Origin of the sequence: Shouchella tritolerans, from assembly GCF_025770735.1 — a bacterium.
In the GTDB taxonomy this organism is placed as follows: Bacteria; Bacillota; Bacilli; order Bacillales; family Bacillaceae_D; genus Shouchella; species Shouchella tritolerans.
In genome coordinates this window covers 1,236,647-1,258,211 of the sequence record NZ_JAODPB010000001.1, presented here as the reverse complement: position 1 = coordinate 1,258,211, position 21,565 = coordinate 1,236,647, and the positions used below count along the sequence as shown (strand labels likewise).

Here is a 21,565-nt window from a genome sequence, read left to right as displayed (position 1 = left end):
GTATCACCTCGCTGCATTATTTTTCTGATAGTGCGACAACGCCTGGAAGTTCCTTGCCTTCCATAAATTCAAGGCTGGCGCCTCCGCCTGTTGAAATATGACTCATTTTGTCAGCAAGGCCAAATTGTTCAACGGCTGCCGCTGAATCGCCGCCACCAATGACTGAATACGTATCTGACGCCTCTGCCAGCGCATTTGCGACCGCTTTTGTGCCACCTGCAAACGATTCGATCTCAAACACACCCATTGGCCCGTTCCAAATCACTAATTTTGAAGCTTTTAATACAGCTTCATAGGTTTTCCGCGTTTTAGGACCAATGTCAAGCGCTTCCCAATCAGCTGGAATGTCGCTGATGGCCACTTCTTTTTTGTTGGCATCGTCAGAAAAGTCATCGGCAACAATGACATCTTCAGGCATATAAAACTTAACGCCCTTTTGTTCAGCTTTTTCCATAAACTGCTTGGCTAAATCGAGCTTATCTTCTTCAAGCAACGATTTGCCAACTTCATAGCCCTGCGCTTTGACAAACGTGTATGCGAGGCCGCCGCCAATAATTAAATTGTCGACTTTATCTAGCAAGTTGTCAATAACGCCAATCTTGTCTTTTACTTTTGCGCCACCGATGACTGCTGTAAACGGACGTTCAGGGTTGCTTAACGCTTTGCCGAGCACATCAAGTTCTTTTTCCATTAGAAAACCAGCAGCTGACGGCAAATAGTGGGCAATGCCTTCTGTTGAAGCGTGGGCACGGTGTGCCGCCCCAAATGCATCATTGACAAAAATGTCGGCTAGGCTAGCAAACGCTTTCGCTAATTCAGGATCGTTCCTTTCTTCCCCTGGATAAAAGCGGACATTTTCAAGCAACAAGACGCCACCGTCTTCAAGACCTTCCGCTGCTTGTTTTGCTACTGGACCGTGCGCTTCCTGGACGGCTTGTACTTCTTTTCCTAACAGTTCGCCAAGGCGTGTGGCGACAGGCGCCAAGCGCAAGCTTTCTACCACTTCGCCTTTCGGGCGGCCAAGATGGCTTGCTAGCAAGACGCGCGCCCCTTGTTCACTTAAGTATTTAATCGTAGGCAAAGCTGCTTGAATCCGCGTTTCATCAGTAATCTTTCCATCGTTCATCGGCACATTGAAATCAACTCGGCAAAATACGGTTTTACCTGCAAAATCATAGTCATAAAGCGTTTTTTTGTTCATTACTTGATCCTCCTATCGGACATCTAGACAGTGCAAAGGAGGGAGGCAGATGGCCTTCCTCCTCTGAAGCCTATTTTTATTAAAGCCCTTTACCAGCAATGTAATCAAGCAAGTCTACAACACGGTGAGAATAGCCAGACTCGTTGTCATACCAAGAAATCACTTTAACCATATTGCCTTCCATGACCATCGTTGAAAGCGCGTCGATTGTAGAAGAATGTGGGTTGCCGTTGTAATCGCCAGAAACAAGCGGCTCTTCAGAGTAAGCAAGAATGCCTTTAAGATCGCCTTCTGCTGCTTCTTTAAGAGCTCCGTTTACTTCTTCAGCCGTTACGTCTTTGTCAAGCTCAGCGACAAGGTCGACTAAAGAAACGTTAGGAGTCGGCACACGCATAGCCCCACCGTTAAGCTTTCCTTTTAATTCAGGTAGCACAAGGGCAACAGCTTTCGCTGCACCAGTTGTTGTCGGAATGATGTTCTCTGCAGCTGCACGGGCACGACGGTAATCTTTGTGCGGTAAGTCAAGGATTTGCTGATCGTTTGTATAAGAGTGAACAGTCGTCATCATCCCGCGACGAATGCCAAATTTGTCGTTAAGTACTTTTGCAAACGGCGCTAAACAGTTTGTTGTACAAGAGGCATTTGAAATCACATGATGGTTGGCCGGATCGTACTTGTCTTCGTTAACACCCATTACAATAGTAATGTCTTCGTCTGAAGCAGGAGCAGAAATAATGACTTTTTTCGCGCCAGCTTCAAGGTGTTTCGCAGCGTCTGCACGCTTTGTGAAGAAACCAGTTGATTCCACTACAACTTCAACGCCGTGCTTGTCCCAGCCAATTTCAGCAGGGTTGCGCTCAGCAGATACAAAAATTTCTCTTCCGTCGACAACAAGTGAGTTGTCTTTTGCTTCAACTTTAGCGTCAAGAACACCGTGTACAGAATCATATTTTAACAAGTGTGCCAGCATATTGGCATCTGTCAAATCATTGATTGCTACTACCTCTACATTCGGGTTTTTAAGGGAAGCGCGGAATACATTACGGCCGATACGGCCAAATCCGTTAATACCAATTTTTGTTGCCATGATGATTTCCTCCTAGCGTTAAATTCTTTTTATTAAAAAGGCAGTTGCCTTTTTTACAGGATCTCACTCGGATAACAGCCGTCTGGCTGCCCCTTCGTCTGTTACAAGTACATCACTTGGCCTATTCTTCATATAAGCGAGAATCGCATTTGCTTTCGTATGCCCGCCAGCGATTGAGATAACGTACTTGCCTTCAAGCTCGCCTAATTGCAAGCCTATTGTTCGCTGCTTGTGGATAATTTCTCCATTTGCATTGAAGTAATAGCCGAACGCTTCTGCTACCGCTTCTTCCCGTTTCAATGTCTCAATAAACGGCTGACCAGAATCGCGCCTAGCTGCCATTCGCCTCGCATCGCCGATGCCATGCATGACAACAGCAGAAGACGTAATCACATCTAGGATTTCCCTAACTGATCGTTCCAATACAAGTGAATGGTATGCTTCTTCGCTTAATTGATCAGGAACGTGCAGCAGCCGGTAAGAAGCTCCTGAGCGCCTGGCAAACTCAGCACTGATGGTATTAGCCTGGATTTCAACTTTTTCGCCCAACCCGCCTCTAGCGGGCACGAACGTCGTTGTCGCTAGCGTCTCATCTGGCGTGACCATATTTGCTACGGCAGCAAGCGTTGTGCCGCCCATTACGGCGAAGACGTCGCCTTTCTTAGCCACACGTTTCAATTCATCGACGCAAGCTCTCCCTAACTCCTGCTTCACCCATTCTTCTTCGTCGCTATCACCAGCCACAACAATCGCCTGGCCGACGCCAAGCTTTTCTTCCAGCTTTTCTTCCAGCCGGCGATGTCCGAGCAGCTCTGCCATCATATCGGCAAGCTCTAGGAACAACGCTTCGCCTGCTTCAGTTAGACGCATGCCTGCCGTCGTCAGTTCAATGAGCCCCTGATCTTTAAGAAGCGTCACTTCCCCACGGACGATACGTTCGGAGGTTTGCAAATTGGTTGCTAGGCTTCTGCGCCCGATTGGCTGCATTAAACGGATATATTGCAGCAAGCGATAACGCTTCGCCATTGTTTCCATTAATTCGGGAACAATCTGTCTTTGCAGATTAATAAGCGTCCGCATGTAACACCTCCTCCGTTTATCGGGACATATAACGTCCCGCACAGACATATTATGTCCCGGTTAGGGCAAAAACATTCACTACACTTGTATTGTACCAAGGAAGTCGAAAACAGACAACTAAAACATCCCCCGTTTGATAATGGCAAGCCTATTGTCAAAATCAAGATGATTCGCAAAATGACATGTTCCTATTTTGTTTTCAGAGGTAACGTTTTATAACTTTGGGGAAAATTCTTATAATAGTAGGCAAGTCCTATTTTCTTTGCTATTATATGAATATAAATGGGATTCATTAGGAGGTTGGTTTTATGGGGAGGACGATAAGTTCAGAATCGGTTGGGGCAAAGATCGCAGAATGGTATAGTTGCCTTCTTTCTAAGTCATATGAACAGGCGATTCTTTTAAAAGAGGAGGTCAAACAGCTTCTACCAGCGATGGATCCAAGCGACAAGTTTATGGCCTTCTACTCACTAGTCGAATTTAAACATCAGATTTTAGTCAGCCGTTACGATAAAAACGAATGCCCTGAGAAAATAGAACCGATTTCTGAAAAGACCGAAATTGATGACCTTCTCACGTATCTCTATTACTTTGTTAACGGCCAATACGAGTTTACGCAAGAACGGTACCAGTCTGCTGTAAAGCTATTTCGCAAAGCCGAACGACTACTAGAATACGTAAACGACGAGGCGGAGGAAGCGGAATTTTATCAATATATTGGCCTTGTTTATTATCGGCTGAACCACTATTTGATTGCTTCGTCCTACATGGAACAAGCAAACGTCCTATTCGATCGGCTTCAATATCATGAGCCCGCGATAAACTGCCAAATTATCACTGCCTGTATTCATCAAGAGTTAAACAACCCTGAAAAAGGCGAAGCCATCCTAAAACAGGCGCTAGAATGTGCTAAAGGCATTCCAATTGTATATGGTCAAGTGTTGCGGACGCTAGGTTTAAACAAGCAGGGCCAAAAAAAGTTTGACGAGGCGGAAACGTATTTTAAACGAGCGCTTGACATTCCTGAGCACAAAAACACGATTTTCGGTGCCAAATCCAGATACAATTTAAGTAACGTCCTCTTTAATCAAGGAAAAATCGAAGAAGCCCTCCCCCATTTCCAAATTGCAAAAGCAGGTGCCGCCTACTACAAAAGCAAAGAATACAATGCGCGCTGCTTGTTTACGGAAGGCCTTCACATCGAAAAAAACTATGATTTGGTTGACGAAGCGATTGCACAGCTCCAAAAAGAAGGAATGGACTTTGAGGTGAGTGAACTTGCTGAAGAAGCCGCTCACTTTGCAGAAAAGGAAGGAAATACTAGACTTGCATTGAAATATATGAAAGTGGCCCATGGTGCACGCTTATACCAACATACTTTAGGAGTTGATTCAGTTGTTTAAGAAAAAGTTGTTCGTTTCACTTGGCGTCTCTTTAATCGCAGCAGCTTCATTCGTTGTTTTTACAAACACACAGGCTGACAGTGAAATGAATAGCCGCGATAAAGGAGACATTACTTTCATTGACAGCAGTGATAAAGGAGATATTACTTTCATTGGCAGCCACGATAAAGGAGACATCACTTCCATTGACGAACGTGATAAAGGAGACATTACTTTCATTCACACGTCGAAGCTAAACGCTTAATTTTACTAGAGAGCCAATCGATTCTCTTTTTATTACATTTGAATCCTATCGATCCTTGACATGAAACTGCCTATCCCCGTTAGAGGGAACAGGCAGTCTTTGTGTTTTTCAGTGTGTGTCAGATAGACGTTGCCTTTCAATTTGTACATGCTTACTGCTTTATTGAACGAATGCGTTCGATCTGCTTTTGTAGCGACTCTTTCTCTAATAAGCCGTACCCAATTTCTTCGCCGTTTACACAAACAACTGGGATTTTAAGCTGGTACTTCTCTAAAAGCGAATCATCTTGATAGATGTCATGGCACCGAATCACAAGGGAATAACCATCGGCTAATTCTTTCAGCAATGCGTACCCCTTGTCGCATAAGGGGCATCCTTTTTTCGTATAAAAATCGACGTTCATTATCCAGTCCTTTCGTTGTAGCGTTTCCGTTTCGACGATGGCAAAATCCCAAGTTCATCGCGGTATTTTGCCACTACCCGCCGCGACAAAGCCACACCTTTTTCGATTCTCAACTTCTCCGCTAATTTTTGGTCTGACAAAGGTTTGCTTTTATCCTCTATGTTGATCATTTCTTTAAGCCACACTTTAACGTGGTGATTGGTCAATTGAGCATCTGACTTAGATACATGGCCAGAGAACAATGCTTTTAATTCGACTAAGCCACGAGGTGTTTGCGCATATTTATTGGCCGTTGCCCGGCTTACCGTTGATTCATGGATGCCGAGAACTTGGGCAACATCGTTTAAAGTTAGTGGCTTGAGCACCCCCTCAGGCTGGAGCAAGTAGTCTGCTTGCACGCTGGCCAACACTTCCGCCACGCGACGCACTGTTTGCTGGCGTTGTTCAAGGCTGCGTTTTAACCACTCGACATGCTGCTTTTTTTGCTTCGCATACGCGCTTGTCTCGACTTGTTGTTTCAGTAAATGGTCATATTCCTCGTGTACGCGAATCGCGGGTAGTATGTCATCATTCATGAAGACAAGCAGCTTTCCAGATTCATCCTTTGCCATCAGCACATCAGGCTGGACGTAAATGGCCGTTTCCTTCGAATAACGTAGTCCAGGCTTTGGGTCAAGCTCCTTTAATTGGTCGTATAGGTGCTGTATATCCTGAACAGCGACGCCGTATTGTTTCGCAAGTTGCTTCCATTTCCGGGCAGCCAGCGCTTCGAGATGGTTTAAGACGATTTCAATCGCAAAAGGGGGGAAATCAGGCATTCGTTTAAGTTGCAAGGCCAAGCATTCCCCAAGGGAACGGGCCCCTACGCCTGCAGGCTCAAAACTCTGTAATACGGCGAGCAACCTTTCGCCTTCCGATTCAGCGATGTTCCGGTCTGCGCAAAGCTGAGGCAGCGCTTCTCCTAAATAACCATCTTCCCGTAAATTGCCAATCAAATAAGTAAGCTCGCATTTATCGTTTTCGCTCAGCGTCGGCGATTCAATCAGCTGTTCGTGCAACTCATCAGCAAGCGTCCGCCCTCTTTGCGGAACATTTTGCAACGCTGCCTGTTTGTCGTCACTTGACATCGTTTGCCTGATTGGCCTTGTGCCAACCCTTTCCTGTTCACGGGAAAGGGTAGATCGTTCATGTAATTCGAGTAGAGGATTTTCTAGCGCTTGTTCCCGCAAATAGGCAATGACGTCCACAGACGAATATTGTAGCAAGTGGAGCGCTTGCCTTAACTCTTGGGTCATCACTAAACTAGTTGTCTGACGTTGCAGTAAGCCAATCTCCATCTATTCTTCCTCCCTCTAACTTCGATCTTCCTTGCCTTGATTTTACATACCGCTCAGGTAAATTTAACTGCGCTTTTTACCTCTACATGTCATAGCATAAACCAAATGGCTTGTTTATGTAAACGCTTTCTTTTTAAATTCAGCAATTGCCTAGCTCTTTTACGCTTTAAAAATGAGAAACAACGTTGTGAACGGCGGAAAACATAGAGGTTTACATCTTTGTAATTTAGTCTATCATGAAAGAAGGGCTTTTTGGTCATCACAAGGAATAGTACATGAATAGAAACTGCTTTTTTGTTGTTGCCGTACATACTTTTGTAAAAAGAAGCAGCTTATTTGACCTTTATTGACCTTTGCAGTATGATGAATACAGAGCAACAGTTTTCAAGGATTTTAGTCAATATGACATGAGGAGGAAGAGCGATGAATTTAATACCTACAGTAATTGAACAAACAAACCGTGGCGAGCGTGCATATGACATTTACTCCCGCTTATTGAAAGACCGCATTATTATGCTAGGGAGCGGAATTGACGACAATGTCGCCAATTCGATCGTTGCACAAATGTTGTTTTTGCAAGCAGAAGACCCTGAAAAAGATATTTCCTTATACATTAACTCTCCTGGCGGCTCCATTACTGCTGGGATGGCAATCTATGACACGATGCAATTCATCAAACCAGATGTATCAACGATTTGCATCGGCATGGCTGCTTCCATGGGCGCATTTTTGCTCACTGCTGGAGCGAAAGGCAAACGGATGGCATTGCCAAATAGTGAAGTGATGATCCACCAACCACTTGGCGGCATGCAAGGCCAAGCTGCAGACATGGAAATCCATGCCCGCCGCATCATTCAAATGCGCGAAAAACTCAATCAAATTATGGCAGAACGTTCTGGTCAACCGTATGAACGAATTGCTAGAGACACAGACCGTGATAACTTTATGTCTGCCGAACAAGCAAAAGAATACGGCTTAATCGACAAGGTGATTGAAACACCAACGAAATAATACAAACAAGCTTCCGCGTTTTGCGGAAGCTTGTTTTGTTGCAACATCGCCAGACAGTATGAAGCCTGTCCTTATTCGATTCCTTTTTTCAGTATGACGTGTTACGATTTAAAAAACACGATGGCGCTAGCCTTTTTGCTTTCGCCCAAGACAAGGAGGAGTTTTATTCTGAGCATTCCAGCAATTGACGACATAGTCGCAAAGCAAACAGACGATTCATTGGCTACGTTATTTAAACTGTTGCGCCAAGAAAGCATTAGTACTCAAAACAAAGGAATGCGCGAATGCGCAGCGTTAATGCGGGCGCTAATGGAGGAAGTCGGCGCCCGTACTGAACTGTTTGAAACAGAGGGTCATCCTATTCTATACGGTGAACTTCTCACAGACAAACACGCGCCAACTTTGTTAATTTATGGCCATTACGATGTACAACCCCCTGACCCATTAAGCGATTGGGAGACACCGCCATTTGAACCAACGGTCCGCGACGGGCGGATCTTTGCACGGGGCGCCGGCGACAACAAAGGGCAAATCGTTGCCCAACTTCTCGGTATTAAAACGTATCAACAAGCATTTGGCGATTTACCCGTTAACATTAAAATCGTTATCGAAGGGGAAGAAGAAATGGGCAGCGTCCATTTGCCAGACTTTGTTCAAAAACACAAAGAATTGCTTCAAGCTGATCTCGTTTACACGGCTGATGGGCCTTCTCACGACAGCGGCTCTCCTCTTGTTCTCCTCGGGGTCCGCGGTATCCTTTCTTTTGAGATTGAACTTCAAAACGCCGAGTTCGACAACCATTCTGGCAATACAGGCAACATTGTTCCAAATCCAGCTTGGGAACTTATGGAGCTGCTTCAGACGATGCGTAGCAACGATGGACACGTCTTAATCGAAGGCTTTTACGACAATATCCGCCCTGCCAGCGCTGAAGAAGAACAACTATTGGCCGCACTCCCTTTTGAAAAAGACTCAGTCGCCCAAAAAATCGGCTATCCCCATTTAGACATCGACGGAAAAACATATTACCGAAAACTGGCACTAGAACCAACTTTCAATATATGCGGGCTAAAAAGCGGCTATTTAGAGGATGGCATTAAGACGATTATTCCTAGCAAAGCAAGTGTAAAAATCGACGCGCGCCTTGTTGTTGACCAGGACCCGAAAGACATTTTTGAAAAGGTGACTGCCCACGTGAAAGCACGCCGACCTGATGCCAAGGTGACGTTCTTAGGTGCAATGGAGCCTTCGCGTACGCCAGTTGAGACAGCGATCGTCCAAAAGGCACTAGAAGGCATTTCGGCTTGTTTTAATGAGGAGCCCCTTATCCAACCAAGCCTTGGCGGCTCGCTTCCAGACTATGTATGGACAAAACTCCTTCAAGCACCATCTCTTCTCGTACCTTATGCAAACTTTGACCAACGAAACCACTCGCCAAATGAAAATCTCGCCATTCGCCATTTTTTAAACGGCATTCGCTGTACAGCCCATGTTATCCATGCTGTCGGACAGAAATAGTTAAGAGGCATCCCCATATTATGGGATGCCTCCGCTTAACGTAAAAATTTAATGGTGAGGGGAATCCGGTATTCCTCTCCTTGGTATGCTTTGATTGCAGCCAAAATCGTAAAGATAATAGCAAGCAGGCCGACAAGCGGTGTAAGCAAGAAGCCAATTAGGACAATCATGGTCACACCCGCAACTATTCCGTAAATAAAAAAAGAAATCAAAAAGTTAAAGTATTCCTTGCCATGGTAATCAATAAAGTCTGAATCATCTCTTTTAACGAGCCAGATAATGAGTGGCGCAAGGATAGGCGCAGGAAAGCTCAATAAATATAGTAACATCGCCAACATACGCTCGCTTCCGTCTGGTTCATATTCGCGGTAATCAATAATTTCATTGGCCATTTTTCATCTCTCCTTATCCTTACCTTTACTATACGCTGAATTGGAAAAGGATACAATTATTTTTTCATCCCACTGCTGTACATACCGTGTTTGACCCTCTCTGTAAACGACCAGAAACCATAATGGGTAGAATTCGGAAGAAAAACAAAGCAAATGGAAGGAAAACACGTCACAAATTTTGTGCAGTATATATTGCATATATTTTTTAACGTTTATAAGACTTTACGAATCGACTTGTTTTTACTTATACTTATTTGGTGAATTTACATTATTCGACATGGAGGTGGGCGTTTTGTTGGAATTTAAAAATGTCACAAAGCGTTATGGTGCCGGCAGGCCAGCTGTAGACAATTTAAATCTAAAAATAAATAAAGGCGAATTCGTTTGTTTTATTGGCCCAAGTGGTTGCGGGAAAACAACAACAATGAAAATGGTGAACCGTCTCCACGAAGCGACAGAAGGGCAAATTACTGTAAACGGCAAAGACATCCGGAAACAAGATCCAGTCGAATTGCGTCGATCAATTGGCTACGTTATCCAGCAAATCGGGTTAATGCCCCATATGACTGTTAAAGAAAACATTGTCCTTGTAGGAACGCTTTTGAAGTGGTCGAAAGCGAAAAAAGACAAGCGGGCAAAAGAACTGATTAAACTAGTCAATTTGCCAGAGTTGTATTTGGACAAATACCCACATGAATTAAGTGGCGGGCAGCAGCAGCGGATCGGTGTGTTGCGGGCGCTCGCAGCGGATCCACCACTGATTTTAATGGACGAACCTTTTGGCGCACTCGATCCGATTACGAGAGATTCTTTACAAGAGGAATTCAAAAAATTACAAAAAGACCTCGACAAAACGATTGTTTTTGTTACACACGACATGGACGAAGCATTAAAGCTAGCAGACCGAATTGTCATCATGAAAGACGGAAAAATCGTCCAAACTGGAACTCCTGATGAGATCATGCGCTCCCCTGCCAATGTCTTTGTCGAAGATTTTATCGGCAAAGACCGCCTCATTCAAGGACGGGCTGATGTGACAACTGTTAAACAAGTTATGAACAAACACGCCGTTACCGTCAATGAAAATGAAACACTGCGCAACGCCATCTCCCTCATGCGCGATAAGCGTGTCGACTCACTCCTTGCCGTCAACCAGCACAACGTCTTAACCGGCTACATTGACGTCGAAATGATCGATTCCTTTTACAAAAAAGCATTGACTGTCAAAGAAGCAATGGAAACAGATGTTTTTACTGTTCAAGAGCACAGCCTTTTGCGTGATACGATCCACAAAATGCTCCGACGCGGTGCCAAATATGTGCCCGTTGTCAATGACCAACACCAAGTTGCAGGCATTGTGACACGGACTAGTTTGGCGGATATTGTCTATGACACAATTTGGGGCGATGGATTGGACTTTGAGGAGCAAACAGAAACGTGAGTCGATTATGTTCTGCCAAGGTGTCGTACGTTCTTTTAAAATCGACTTATCAAGGAGGTTAAACGATGATCGCGTTTTTTTCAGAATATGGCCATGACTTGCTTTTTAAGACAGGGGAACATCTGTTGATTTCATTTACGGCGATTCTCTTAGGCGTTCTTGTCTCTGTGCCTTTAGGAATTGCTCTAACACGTGTTCCTCGTGTGGCAGACAGGCTTATATCTGTCATCGGCATTTTGCAGACGGTCCCAAGCCTCGCCATATTAGCCTTTTTTATTCCTATTTTTGGAGCAGGCAAAGTGCCGGCCATTATTGCTTTGTTTTTTTACTCTGTATTGCCGATTTTACGAAACACCTATACGGGTGTCAAAGGCGTCAGTCCAAGCGTGTTGGAAGCAGGCAAAGGCATGGGTATGAACAATATCGAATCGATTTTTAAAATTGAAATTCCCCTTGCATTGCCAGTCATTATGGCAGGCATCCGTTTAGCAACTGTATATTTGATCGGCTGGGCTACATTAGCGGCGTTTGTCGGTGGCGGTGGGCTAGGGGATTTCATTTTTGATGGCCTCAATTTGTTCCAACCAGCGCTTATCATAGCCGGAACTTTACCTGCTACGATTTTGGCGCTGCTTGCTGACCGCTTGCTGCTGCTGTTCGAGCGCGCATTAACGCCAAAAGGCTACAAACAATCCCAAGCATCTTAAGGGGGGAGGAGAATCACTGTGAAGCCACCAAAAACAATTATTGCTTTTTGCCTTTCGGGACTTTTATTAACTGGGTGTTCTTTGCCGGGACTATCTGGCCCTTCCCAGCAAACAATCCGAATTGGCACAATGGTGACAAGCGAATCAGAAATTCTAGGGCAAATCGTCGCCCTATTGATTGAAGAAGAAACGGATTTGCAGACCGAGTTAATTACGAAACTAGGCTCCTCTGTCGTCCAGCATCAAGCGCTTGTACAAGGTGACTTGGACATTACCGCTGCTCGCTATACAGGTACAGACTTGTCTGCGGCACTTGGTATGGACCCCGTTACCGATCGAGACGAAGCAATGGACATCGTGAAACAAGAATTTTCTGAGCGTTTTGACCAAACTTGGTTTGATTCGTATGGTTTTGAAAATACGTACGCCCTTTCTGTTACCGAGGCATTTGCGGATGAGCATGGGATTGAAACGATTTCAGACTTGGAAACTTTTGCACCGGAACTCCGTTTTGGCGTCGATAATTCATGGGTGAATCGCAAAGGCGATGGCTACCAAGGCTTTCAAGAAAGCTATTTTGCTTTTGGCAACGTGTTCCCGATGAATGTCGGCCTCGTTTATGAAGCCAATGCTAGCGGACATATGGATGTTGTATTGGCTTACTCTTCCGATGGGCGTATTCAGGAATACAATTTAAAAGTGCTGGAAGATGACCGGCGGTTTTTCCCACCTTACGACGCCTCGCCGGTTGTACGCAATGATGTGCTTGAACAATATCCAGAGCTCTCGCCGCTTTTAGAACGCTTAACTGGCACAATTACCACCGAAAAAATGCAACAATTAAACTATATGGCCGACGTGGAATTGAAAAATCCGCGCCTTGTTGCCCAAATCTTTTTAGAAGAAAACAATTACTTTAAGGACAAGGAGGAAAGCCACTAATGGACACGTTCCAGGAATTCATCACATACGTTTCCCAAAACAGCGGCTACATTGCGGCACAATTTTACCGCCACTTTCTTATGGCTGCCTATGGCGTCCTTTTTGCGGCGATTGTTTCGATTCCCCTTGGCGTGCTCATTGCCAAATATGGGCGCTTAAGCGGCTGGGTTCTTGCTATCGGGAACATCATTCAGACCATTCCTGCTCTTGGCATGATCGCCGTCCTTATGCTTGTCCTTGGCCTCGGGCCCAACACTGCTGTCATGACGTTATTTCTTTATTCAATTTTACCGATTACACAAAACACGTATGTCGGCATGAAAGGTGTCGACCAAGCTCTTGTTGAGGCTGGGCGTGCAAGTGGCATGACACGTTTTCAGCTATTGCGCATGGTTGAGCTCCCATTGGCAATCAGCGTCATTATGGCTGGCCTACGCAATGCCCTTGTCGTCGGGATTGGCATTGCTGCTATTGGCGCTTTTGTCGGTGCAGGCGGACTTGGCGAAATCATTTTGACAGGGACAAACGCCACAGATGGGATGGCGATTATTCTTGCTGGCGCCATTCCAACTGCCTTTATGGCGATTATTGCAGACATGTTAATGGGCTGGATTGAAAGAAAGCTACATCCGTTCAAACAATCGAAGCCACAAACCAGTTAACCGCGTTAAAGCAGCTTAAGCCAGTTGAGCGTGTGCTCAACTGGCTTTTTATGTTTCTATTCGGAAATACCCGTCCTCTCGTCGCTTTACCTGCTCGAGAAGAACCTTTCGTTCCATTCGGCAATAACAAGGAATAGCACGTTCCTGTAGCCCGCATCTGTTGTTACGAGCTAGGCTAGGAGTTGATTTCTAAAATGGCCGGCTACCCATTAATCGTTTTCAACATAAGCAACCAAGGCATCCAGTGCTTCTTTTTCATCGTGCCCTTCTGTGACAATCGTAATCGTCGTGCCTTTGCCAAGCGCCAAACCCATTAACCCCATGATGCTTTTCGCATTGACTTTGGCATTGTCTTTTACAATAAACACTTCAGACGAAAATCGATTGGCTTCTTGGACAAACATCGCCGCAGGCCGAGCCTGCAGACCTGACTTAAGTTGGATAGTTACTTCTTTTTGCGCCATTCCTCATTTCCCCCTATGCGTATTTAATTTTTTGGCATCAAACGTGCCGTTACGGAGCTTGTCCGCAAATTCGTCAATCTTACGGAGCCGGTGGTTTATACCTGACTTGCTCACTTTCCCGCCCTGCATCATTTCCCCTAGTTCTTTCAACGTCACATCTTGGTGCTTTACTCGGAGCCTAGCGACTTCCTGGAGTTTTGGCGGCAAATTTTCCAAGCCAATCGTTTTATCAATAAAACGAATGTTCTCTACTTGGCGGAGGGCAGCCCCAACGGTTTTGTTTAAATTGGCCGTTTCACAATTCACAAGCCGGTTAACAGAGTTGCGCATATCTTTCATAATGCGGACGTCTTCAAAATAAAGAAGTGCTTGGTGGGCGCCAATGATATTCAGGAATTCCGTTATCTTTTCGCTTTCTTTTAAGTAAGTAATAAATCCTTTTTTCCGTTCAAGCGTTTTAGCCGAAAGGGAAAATCCGTTCATCAGTTCACATATTGCTTGGTTATGCTCTTCATAAAGCGAAAAGATTTCTAAATGGTAAGAAGACGTTTCTGGATGGTTAATAGAGCCGCCCGCTAAAAAAGCCCCCCGCAAATAGGCACGTTTGCAACAAGACTCTTTTACAATTTCCGGAGAAATGTCACGAATAAATTGAAAAGACCCGTTCAGAATGCGCAAATCCTCAAGTAACTGGCGCGCTTCTTTGGAAATGCGCACCATGTAAACATTATTCTTTTTTAAGCGCATTTTCTTTTGAACAAGCAACTCAATGTGGATATTAGGGTATAGATGTTTGATAAGTGTGTAAATCCGTCTGGCAATGGCTGCATTTTCGGTTGTTATGTCTAGACCGACTTGCTTATTGCCAAGCGACAGCGACCCGTTCATCCGGATGAGGGCAGAAAGCTCTGCCCGAGCACAGCAAGAAACAAGCTCAAGCTGCGTCAGTTCTTTTTTGGCATTCGCGGCAAAAGACACGCCTCTCACCCTCTCTTTCATGAAGGGCGGCTTTTTTGCCGCCCTAACAACGGTTTCGTTCCCGATATGTCGGTTGTTGTTCCTTTTCTTCCAGCAAACTCATTAGTGCTTTTGATACCTTCATCGCATCATGGCGCAATTTTTGATTCGCCTCAAGGACAAAACGGCCTTTGATAGGCGTTACCCCCATTGATTCAAGGATATCACTGTCGACGACAACCTGTTCCGCTTTTTCTAAGCGATAAAGAGAGCGGACGCTCTCAGAGATTGTCGTGCTATTGACTAAGATGTACTCAACCAATTGGCCGCCACAATGATTAAACAAGCCTTGTAAATGATCAGAAGCGCTGTACCCGTCTGTTTCGCCTGCCTGTGTCATCACATTGCAAATATATGCTTTCTTCGCTTTCGAAGCAGCAATGGCTTCCTTAATACCAGGGACGAGCAAATTCGGGACAATGCTCGTATAGAGGGAGCCAGGACCAAGTACAATTAAATCGGCTTCATGAAGGGCGTCAAGCGTTTCAGGTAGAGGCGATACATGCTCTGGAGACAAATAAACGCGCTTAATCCCTTTAGCTGCAAGGGGGATGCTTGATTCTCCGGAGACGATCGAGCCATCGTGCATTTCTGCGTGAAGGACAATGCTCTCGTTTGCGGCTGGAAGCACACGCCCTCTTACATTCAATACTCGACTTATCGCCGAAATCCCTTTTTGAAAATCGCCTGTAATGGATGTCATTCCTGCTAGCAGCAGATTTCCGAGTGAATGTCCGCTTAGCCCGTCTCCACTTGAAAAACGGTGTTGAAACAGTTCTTCCACAAGTGGTTCCACTTCAGCAAGGGCAACAAGCACATTTCGCACATCCCCAGGCGGGGGGATATCAAGCTCTTTGCGAAGAATGCCTGAGCTACCACCATCATCTGCAACAGTCACAATCGCAGTAATATCGACTGGAAACGTCTTCAGCCCGCGCAAAATCACGGAAAGCCCCGTTCCTCCTCCTATGACAACTACCTTCTTTTTCATCGGCTGCTCGCCTTCCGTTTGTTAATATCGCGGTGGCTCGTATACGCATTATATTTCGCTTCGTAATGAGCACAAAAGTATTCAGCCAATGTTACGGACCGGTGCTGGCCGCCTGTGCAGCCGATTCCGATGACAACTTGGCTTTTCCCTTCCCGTTTGTAATGGGGAAGCATAAAGTCAAATAAATCAGTCAGCTTCTCCACAAATTGTTTTGTTTCTTTCCATTTTAACACATAAGAGGACACTTCTGTCTGCAATCCCGTTTTTGGCCGCAAATCTTCAATGTAGTGAGGGTTCGGCAAAAAACGGACATCAAATACTAAATCAGCATCAATCGGAATGCCGTATTTGAAACCAAATGAAACAAAGTGGACAGCAAATGCTTGGCGGTCGTTCGCAGCAAAACGCTGCATAATTTTTTCACGTAGCTGGAGTGGCTTTAACTCCGTCGTATCAATGATTTGCTGGGCGCGGCCTTTTATTTCTTCAAGCAAATTCCGTTCTTTTTGAATGCCTTCGAGAGGCAGGCCCCCTTTGGCTAACGGATGTGTACGCCTTGTTTCTTTATAGCGCTGCACAAGTTTAGAATCTTTTGCATCCAAATACAAAATTTGGATTTTAAGTCTACTTGCCGGCGTCTCATTCAGTTCATCAATTGCTTTGAACAATTCATCAAAAAAGGACTGGCCTCGTAAATCCATGACAAGCGCCACTTTTGTGACTTTATCGATTCCGCCCTCAATCAGTTCGATAAACTTCGGCAGCAAGACTGGGGGCAAGTTGTCGATACAATAATAGCCTAAATCCTCAAAGCTTCGGACAGCAACGGTCTTTCCAGCGCCAGACATACCGGTGATAATGACGATCTCGACTTCAGACTGGTTCATAGTGCTGCCCCTTTCTCTTGCAACGGTTTCGGATCAAGTCGATAATCAATCAGCTTATAATCCTTTGTATAATAAAACGTTCCGTATAAAACGCCTTTGTGATTTAAAATGTGGTTAAAGACATGGTGGTCCCCTTCTGCCATTGGCAAATGCGCATGCGCATCACGTTTTTGCCAGACAAGCTTCCCTTCTGGAGACTGATCAAGCATCGTGCCTTCATAGCTGCTGGCAAGAAAAGAGAACATCATCCACTCATCTTCGATTGTTTGCCCTTCGCCTACAATGACCACCGTTGTCACTGCACGCAATTCAGGATCTTTAACAGATAATCCCGTTTCTTCCCGAAATTCACGGACAACAGCTTCTTTAATCGATTCGCCATGCTCCATTTTTCCACCTGGAGCTACCCACCAGCCGCGGCTTGGCTTTTGAAGCATTAAACATTGATCCGCTGTTGCCAGTATGCAATTGGTTATTCGCTGCAAGCCTCTCACCTCGCGTTTCTCATTTTATAGTATACAAGTAATTAAGAGAGGCGACAATGATGGCGCTTATTTTGTTCTGTTTAACCTAAAAAAAGGCGCAGAAATCTGCGCCTAAATGAAGCTATATTTAAAAAAGGGGGTCAATTACTGTTTCTATTATAAAGGAACCGTTATTTCAATTGCATTACAGCGTCTTTAAAAGCTGATGACGGTTTACCCCTTTAAAGCAAATTCGCTATCCACGATTATTTCTCGACTTTTTCCGCTTCAGCCAAGTTTTCTAAATAATGCTGGACATTTTGGGCAGCAATGGAGCCGTCGCCTGTTGCTGTGACAATTTGCCGTAGCGATTTTTCACGTACATCACCAGCTGCAAATATGCCAGGCACTTTTGTCTCCATTTCCTCATTCGTAACAATATAGCCTTCCTCATTCGTAATCCCTAAGTTCTGAACACTTTCATTTAATGGCAGCATGCCGATGTATACAAACACACCGTCGGCTTCCATGTTTGAAACTTCGCCTGTTTTCGTGTCTTTTAGTGTCACGCCCCCGACTTTGCCGTCTTTTTCATTAATCTCAGTTACAACTTTATTCCAAATGAAATCGACTTTCGGGTTGTTAAAAGCGCGGTCTTGCAAGATTTTTTGGGCACGCAATTGATCGCGCCTGTGAACGATTGTCACTTTTTTTGCAAACCGTGTTAAATAGACAGCTTCTTCAACGGCAGAGTCGCCGCCACCTACGACGATCAATTCCCTCTCTTTGAAGAAAGCACCATCACAAACAGCACAATAGGAAACGCCTCGGCCACTCAATTCCTGCTCGCCAGGGACGCCGAGTTTTTTATATTCTGCTCCCGTTGACACAATCACTGCCTTGGCGCGGTATTCTTTTGAGCCAGCAATCACCCGTTTCGTAGCGCCTTCATCGATAATTTCTTTAATGTCGCCATACGCATAGGCAGCGCCAAATTTTTTGGCGTGTTCAAACATTTTATTGGAAAGGTCCGGCCCTAAAATATGGTCAAAACCAGGGTAGTTTTCCACGTCTTCAGTATTCGCCATTTGCCCGCCGGGCATCCCACGCTCAAGCATGAGTGTATTTAAGTTTGCCCGAGATGTATACACAGCCGCTGTCATGCCAGCTGGTCCCGCTCCTGCAATAATCACATCATAAATGGTCTCTTCAGCCATGTTTCTTGCACTCCTCTACTCTTCAAGTTATCTGCTTCCATCGTAGCGAAAGAAACAGCTAACTGTCTAATGTTCTGCTCAAGAAGCCACGTTCGGCAAACAATGTAAACGAAATATCGTCTGATTGTTTGTTGGCCACCGCTTCCACCAGCTGTTTCGAAGCTCCGTCGCCAAGCGCTGCCGCTTTTTTCAAATGCTCTAAAGCGGCTTTTTCATTTTGTTCATGGTAGGAAGCGACACCGTAACACCGCAAAAGGGCTGCTTCTTCATCCACATCAGTGGGAAAAGGCCGTGAAAGGACTTCTTTATAATTTCCAAGGGCACATAGCACTTGGACAAGGCGTGCAGCGTGACCTGAATCAAGAGGATAAACGCTTGCAAGCCGCTCACGATACCATTTCGCCTCTTTAGTATAGCCCATTTCAAAGTAAAATAATGCGAGATTGCATAATGCCAACAAGTTGCCCTGATCCTTATCGAGCACTTCCTGGCAAATGGTAAACGCTCTTTCGGTTTCACCGATGCAAAATAACGCTTCGGCGAGATGATTTTGCGCAGCCCACAAACGAGGGTGCTTGCTAACGATTGACTCAAGCAACGGCACCGCCAGCTCTGCTTGCCCTTTTCGCAAAAGAAGCCATGCCTGTTCATGGTCGTCTAAAAACGGTTCCGAACTGGCTTCTTCCTCCATAAAAGGATCATCTTCAAATAGCTCAAGCAATTCATGTGCTTCTTCAGCAAACTGCCCGTTTGGCTCTTTTTCTAAATAGAGGCGCACATGCTTTTCAGCCTGATAAAAGTGGCCCATATACACTTCATTATTGGCAATAAAAAAATGGCAAACAGGCTGTTGATTGCCGGAGCTTGCCAGCACGGATTGTAAGAGATCATTCGACCTCCCATACTCCCCAAGTTCTGACAGCACTGCAGCCAACTGTATTTTAAAAATCGGTTCAGAGGCAGTAAGCTTCACTGCCCGCTCTAGCAGTTTTGCAGCCCGATTTAAATGTTTTTTGTGAAAAGCTTGCAATCCTCTATGAAAAAAGTAATCCCCATTTTGGTAAAACGGAACAATGGTCCTTGAATCTTCTTTCGATCCGTCGCTCATGTAAGCTTGTCCCTCCAAGCAAATTATCTATCTATCGTCAAGTATACACTAAACGTGATTTTCTGTAAGGACAACCGTTAAAAAAGTTCTTTTGAAAAAATTTTGTGCCCTTCCCTACTGGCTGCTTGGAAAATCGGGTGCTGTACTCCACTTTCTCCTCCCTTTTTAAGCATAATGTTAAAGCGTCAGCCGCTTCCATCATTTAAGCTTGCAAACAACGGGGCTAACAGGTGAAAACCGGTAAGCAAGTGTCAGGAAAAACATTCATAATAACAGCCTTACCACCGAACCATACATGAACCGGAGCAGATGGGGTGAAGTCGGTGATCTCACCCACCTTCATATAGACTTCACCATGTTCCTTCACAGGTATCTCACAGCTCAAGGCGCAAGCTTTTGGGAATGGCCTAATGAATCGATTTCACGTTATAAAGCTAATTTGAAACATAGAAAAACGAATGGGTTCTAGTTTTATGAATCGAGTAAAATAACGGCCAAACACTTATTTGTTAAGGCAAATTGCAAGTGTATGAATCGAGTTCGTTAACCTCGCTGGCAACATAAAAAGGCGTGCCTCTTTAACATTAAAGAGGCACACGTTTTATTGAAAGCGGACATTCGTCATCACAAAATGGCTATGGGGCAAAGCGGGCATTTCGTTAAAGCGAAAACGTAAATCTTGTTCAGGCACGGTATAATCGATTCTATTGACAAGAAAATCCAAACTTTCTTTCATAATCTCAATTGTGATCCATTCGCCTGCGCAACGATGTCCAGTATTGCGATCGCCTCCACCTTGGGGAATAAAGGCAAACGGGCTTTTGTTCCATGTTGTAAAGCGATCTGGCCGAAACTGTTCGGGATTGTCCCAGAGCTTCGGATGATGATTGGTCCCATATAAATCGAGAAGCACTAATGTGCCTTTCTTAAATGGGTAGCCATTCCACGTAAAATCCTTGATTGGTCGCGCAGGTACAAAAGGGAAAAATGGATAGAAGCGCCTGACTTCTTGGACAAAATGCTGTAATTTTTCTTCGTCTGATCCGAGCTTTTCCCGTTCTTGCGGGTATTGATGGACAGCGAGTGCCGTGAAGCAAATGTAGATGGAAATGGCCACAATTGGCCGGAGGATATTGATGATTTCGACTGCTGCTGTTTGGCCGTCCATCCATTCGCCATTTAATTCGCGATGGAACGACATGGTATGCAAAGTTTTTCCTTCTGCTGCTTGTCGCTTGCCCGTACGGACATCCTCCACAAGCTCCTTCACCCAACTTTCGGCTTTGCCCCGGTTGCGCCGTCCTTTCCAATGGGCTGGCCCGATCGCCGCTGGCGCTTCAATCATGGCACGAAACCACTCCGCTTTCTCTTTCACTTCATCTTCCTCAAGGGGAATCCCAGCCCATTCGAACGCAGTCCGGCACATTACTTCTTGCGCTTCTTCATACAAAACGACCTTTGGTTGGTTCTGCCATCTTTGAGCGGCTAGTTCCCATTGTTTTGAAGCCATAGCGCGAATGTCTTTTAGCGTTTCTTTCGACATGAGCGACATAAACATCGCTTTTCGATGATGGTGTGCTTCCCCATCAAGCGCTTGAACGCCGCCTTTGCCAAATAGCGTTTTTACGACCCGCTTTGGGGCTGCGCCTGCTCGCTTAAATTTTTCATTATCATAAAACAGTTCGGCTGCTTCCTCTCCACGTATACAAATCGCTTCTTGCCCTAGCAAGCGTGTTTTAAAAAGATCCGATTGAAATGCTTGGGCTCGGTTCGTGCCATATAAATACCCTTCTCGGAGTACGGCTACACTGTTATCTACCCCTGATTCTTTTGGGATTTCCTTTTCACTGGCCACTGTTACCTTCTCCTTTCATAAGTCGGTTCGTAAACGACCTAGCAACCACATTTGCCTGCTGCCTTATGCTCTACCACCAGTTTAGCCGTTCTCCTTCCGTTTAAAACGTAAAAGGCATTCGCGTTCCGTGAGAA

22 protein-coding genes are annotated in these 21,565 nt (G+C 45.1%); 8 read left to right on the top strand and 14 right to left on the bottom strand.

Annotated features, from left to right (window positions below; translation table 11 throughout):
• Nucleotides 1–16: 16 nt before the first annotated feature.
• From N6H06_RS05995 to N6H06_RS05985, 3 genes are all read right to left on the bottom strand, one after another.
• Nucleotides 17–1,201, bottom strand: a complete 1,185-nt coding sequence (locus tag N6H06_RS05995) for a phosphoglycerate kinase (RefSeq protein ID WP_062746434.1) — start codon at nucleotides 1,199–1,201, stop codon at nucleotides 17–19.
• 79 nt (nucleotides 1,202–1,280) lie between these two features.
• Nucleotides 1,281–2,288 (bottom strand): type I glyceraldehyde-3-phosphate dehydrogenase, encoded by a 1,008-nt coding sequence (gene gap, locus N6H06_RS05990; protein ID WP_062746433.1) that lies wholly within the window; start codon nucleotides 2,286–2,288, stop codon nucleotides 1,281–1,283.
• Nucleotides 2,289–2,351: 63 nt separating this feature from the next.
• Complete coding sequence (locus N6H06_RS05985) at nucleotides 2,352–3,368, bottom strand: sugar-binding transcriptional regulator (RefSeq protein WP_062746431.1); 1,017 nt, start codon at nucleotides 3,366–3,368, stop codon at nucleotides 2,352–2,354.
• A gap of 308 nt (nucleotides 3,369–3,676) precedes the next feature.
• On the opposite strand from N6H06_RS05985, the gene N6H06_RS05980 reads away from it, so the two are divergent.
• Both N6H06_RS05980 and N6H06_RS05975 read left to right on the top strand, forming a co-directional pair.
• Complete coding sequence (locus N6H06_RS05980; protein ID WP_263705842.1) at nucleotides 3,677–4,771, top strand: response regulator aspartate phosphatase; 1,095 nt, start codon at nucleotides 3,677–3,679, stop codon at nucleotides 4,769–4,771.
• A complete protein-coding gene (locus tag N6H06_RS05975; protein WP_062746428.1) occupies nucleotides 4,764–5,015 on the top strand; it encodes a hypothetical protein in 252 nt (83 codons plus the stop codon). The genes N6H06_RS05980 and N6H06_RS05975 overlap by 8 nt, the downstream gene beginning before the upstream one ends.
• Before the next feature lie 151 nt (nucleotides 5,016–5,166).
• On the opposite strand, the gene N6H06_RS05970 is transcribed toward N6H06_RS05975, so the two are convergent.
• Entirely contained in the window at nucleotides 5,167–5,418 is a 252-nt protein-coding gene (locus N6H06_RS05970; RefSeq protein ID WP_263705841.1) for a glutaredoxin family protein, read from the bottom strand.
• On the bottom strand, nucleotides 5,418–6,755 hold the full coding sequence (gene rpoN, locus N6H06_RS05965) for an RNA polymerase factor sigma-54 (protein WP_062746424.1): 1,338 nt from the start codon (nucleotides 6,753–6,755) through the stop codon (nucleotides 5,418–5,420). Before rpoN ends, N6H06_RS05970 begins: the two co-directional genes overlap by 1 nt.
• A gap of 423 nt (nucleotides 6,756–7,178) precedes the next feature.
• On the opposite strand from rpoN, the gene clpP reads away from it, so the two are divergent.
• Both clpP and N6H06_RS05955 read left to right on the top strand, forming a co-directional pair.
• Nucleotides 7,179–7,766, top strand: a complete 588-nt coding sequence (gene clpP, locus N6H06_RS05960; protein WP_062746422.1) for an ATP-dependent Clp endopeptidase proteolytic subunit ClpP — start codon at nucleotides 7,179–7,181, stop codon at nucleotides 7,764–7,766.
• A 120-nt stretch (nucleotides 7,767–7,886) separates the two neighbouring features.
• Nucleotides 7,887–9,284: a M20/M25/M40 family metallo-hydrolase gene (locus tag N6H06_RS05955; protein WP_249413847.1), complete on the top strand. Its 1,398-nt coding sequence runs from the start codon at nucleotides 7,887–7,889 to the stop codon at nucleotides 9,282–9,284.
• 35 nt (nucleotides 9,285–9,319) lie between these two features.
• On the opposite strand, the gene N6H06_RS05950 is transcribed toward N6H06_RS05955, so the two are convergent.
• Nucleotides 9,320–9,676 (bottom strand): DUF4870 domain-containing protein, encoded by a 357-nt coding sequence (locus tag N6H06_RS05950; protein WP_082808236.1) that lies wholly within the window; start codon nucleotides 9,674–9,676, stop codon nucleotides 9,320–9,322.
• A 292-nt stretch (nucleotides 9,677–9,968) separates the two neighbouring features.
• Here N6H06_RS05950 and N6H06_RS05945 point away from each other — a divergent pair, with 292 nt between their 5' ends.
• The 4 genes from N6H06_RS05945 to N6H06_RS05930 all read left to right on the top strand — a co-directional run bounded on the left by N6H06_RS05945 (nucleotide 9,969) and on the right by N6H06_RS05930 (nucleotide 13,428).
• Entirely contained in the window at nucleotides 9,969–11,117 is a 1,149-nt protein-coding gene (locus tag N6H06_RS05945) for a betaine/proline/choline family ABC transporter ATP-binding protein (protein ID WP_212954142.1), read from the top strand.
• Nucleotides 11,118–11,182: 65 nt separating this feature from the next.
• Nucleotides 11,183–11,824 (top strand): ABC transporter permease, encoded by a 642-nt coding sequence (locus tag N6H06_RS05940; protein WP_062746419.1) that lies wholly within the window; start codon nucleotides 11,183–11,185, stop codon nucleotides 11,822–11,824.
• Between the two features lie 18 nt (nucleotides 11,825–11,842).
• Nucleotides 11,843–12,766 carry an osmoprotectant ABC transporter substrate-binding protein gene (locus N6H06_RS05935; RefSeq protein ID WP_062746417.1) on the top strand — a complete coding sequence of 308 codons (924 nt, stop codon included), beginning with the start codon at nucleotides 11,843–11,845 and terminating at the stop codon, nucleotides 12,764–12,766.
• The gene (locus N6H06_RS05930) at nucleotides 12,766–13,428 is read left to right on the top strand and encodes an ABC transporter permease (RefSeq protein ID WP_062746415.1); all 663 of its coding nucleotides are present in this window, start codon (nucleotides 12,766–12,768) and stop codon (nucleotides 13,426–13,428) included. Before N6H06_RS05935 ends, N6H06_RS05930 begins: the two co-directional genes overlap by 1 nt.
• A 209-nt stretch (nucleotides 13,429–13,637) precedes the next feature.
• On the opposite strand, the gene N6H06_RS05925 is transcribed toward N6H06_RS05930, so the two are convergent.
• The 8 genes from N6H06_RS05925 to N6H06_RS05890 all read right to left on the bottom strand — a co-directional run bounded on the left by N6H06_RS05925 (nucleotide 13,638) and on the right by N6H06_RS05890 (nucleotide 21,431).
• Entirely contained in the window at nucleotides 13,638–13,892 is a 255-nt protein-coding gene (locus N6H06_RS05925) for an HPr family phosphocarrier protein (RefSeq protein ID WP_062746413.1), read from the bottom strand.
• Nucleotides 13,893–13,895: 3 nt separating this feature from the next.
• Nucleotides 13,896–14,870 (bottom strand): DNA-binding protein WhiA, encoded by a 975-nt coding sequence (whiA, locus tag N6H06_RS05920; protein ID WP_263705840.1) that lies wholly within the window; start codon nucleotides 14,868–14,870, stop codon nucleotides 13,896–13,898.
• 43 nt (nucleotides 14,871–14,913) lie between these two features.
• The gene (locus N6H06_RS05915; RefSeq protein WP_212954144.1) at nucleotides 14,914–15,900 is read right to left on the bottom strand and encodes a gluconeogenesis factor YvcK family protein; all 987 of its coding nucleotides are present in this window, start codon (nucleotides 15,898–15,900) and stop codon (nucleotides 14,914–14,916) included.
• On the bottom strand, nucleotides 15,897–16,787 hold the full coding sequence (gene rapZ, locus N6H06_RS05910) for an RNase adapter RapZ (RefSeq protein ID WP_062746407.1): 891 nt from the start codon (nucleotides 16,785–16,787) through the stop codon (nucleotides 15,897–15,899). Before rapZ ends, N6H06_RS05915 begins: the two co-directional genes overlap by 4 nt.
• Nucleotides 16,784–17,272 (bottom strand): NUDIX hydrolase, encoded by a 489-nt coding sequence (locus tag N6H06_RS05905; RefSeq protein WP_062746640.1) that lies wholly within the window; start codon nucleotides 17,270–17,272, stop codon nucleotides 16,784–16,786. The genes rapZ and N6H06_RS05905 overlap by 4 nt, the downstream gene beginning before the upstream one ends.
• A gap of 245 nt (nucleotides 17,273–17,517) precedes the next feature.
• Nucleotides 17,518–18,468 (bottom strand): thioredoxin-disulfide reductase, encoded by a 951-nt coding sequence (trxB, locus tag N6H06_RS05900; protein ID WP_062746405.1) that lies wholly within the window; start codon nucleotides 18,466–18,468, stop codon nucleotides 17,518–17,520.
• Nucleotides 18,469–18,526: 58 nt separating this feature from the next.
• On the bottom strand, nucleotides 18,527–19,576 hold the full coding sequence (locus tag N6H06_RS05895) for a tetratricopeptide repeat protein (protein ID WP_263705839.1): 1,050 nt from the start codon (nucleotides 19,574–19,576) through the stop codon (nucleotides 18,527–18,529).
• 601 nt (nucleotides 19,577–20,177) lie between these two features.
• Nucleotides 20,178–21,431 carry a cytochrome P450 gene (locus N6H06_RS05890; RefSeq protein ID WP_062746402.1) on the bottom strand — a complete coding sequence of 418 codons (1,254 nt, stop codon included), beginning with the start codon at nucleotides 21,429–21,431 and terminating at the stop codon, nucleotides 20,178–20,180.
• Nucleotides 21,432–21,565: the final 134 nt, after the last annotated feature.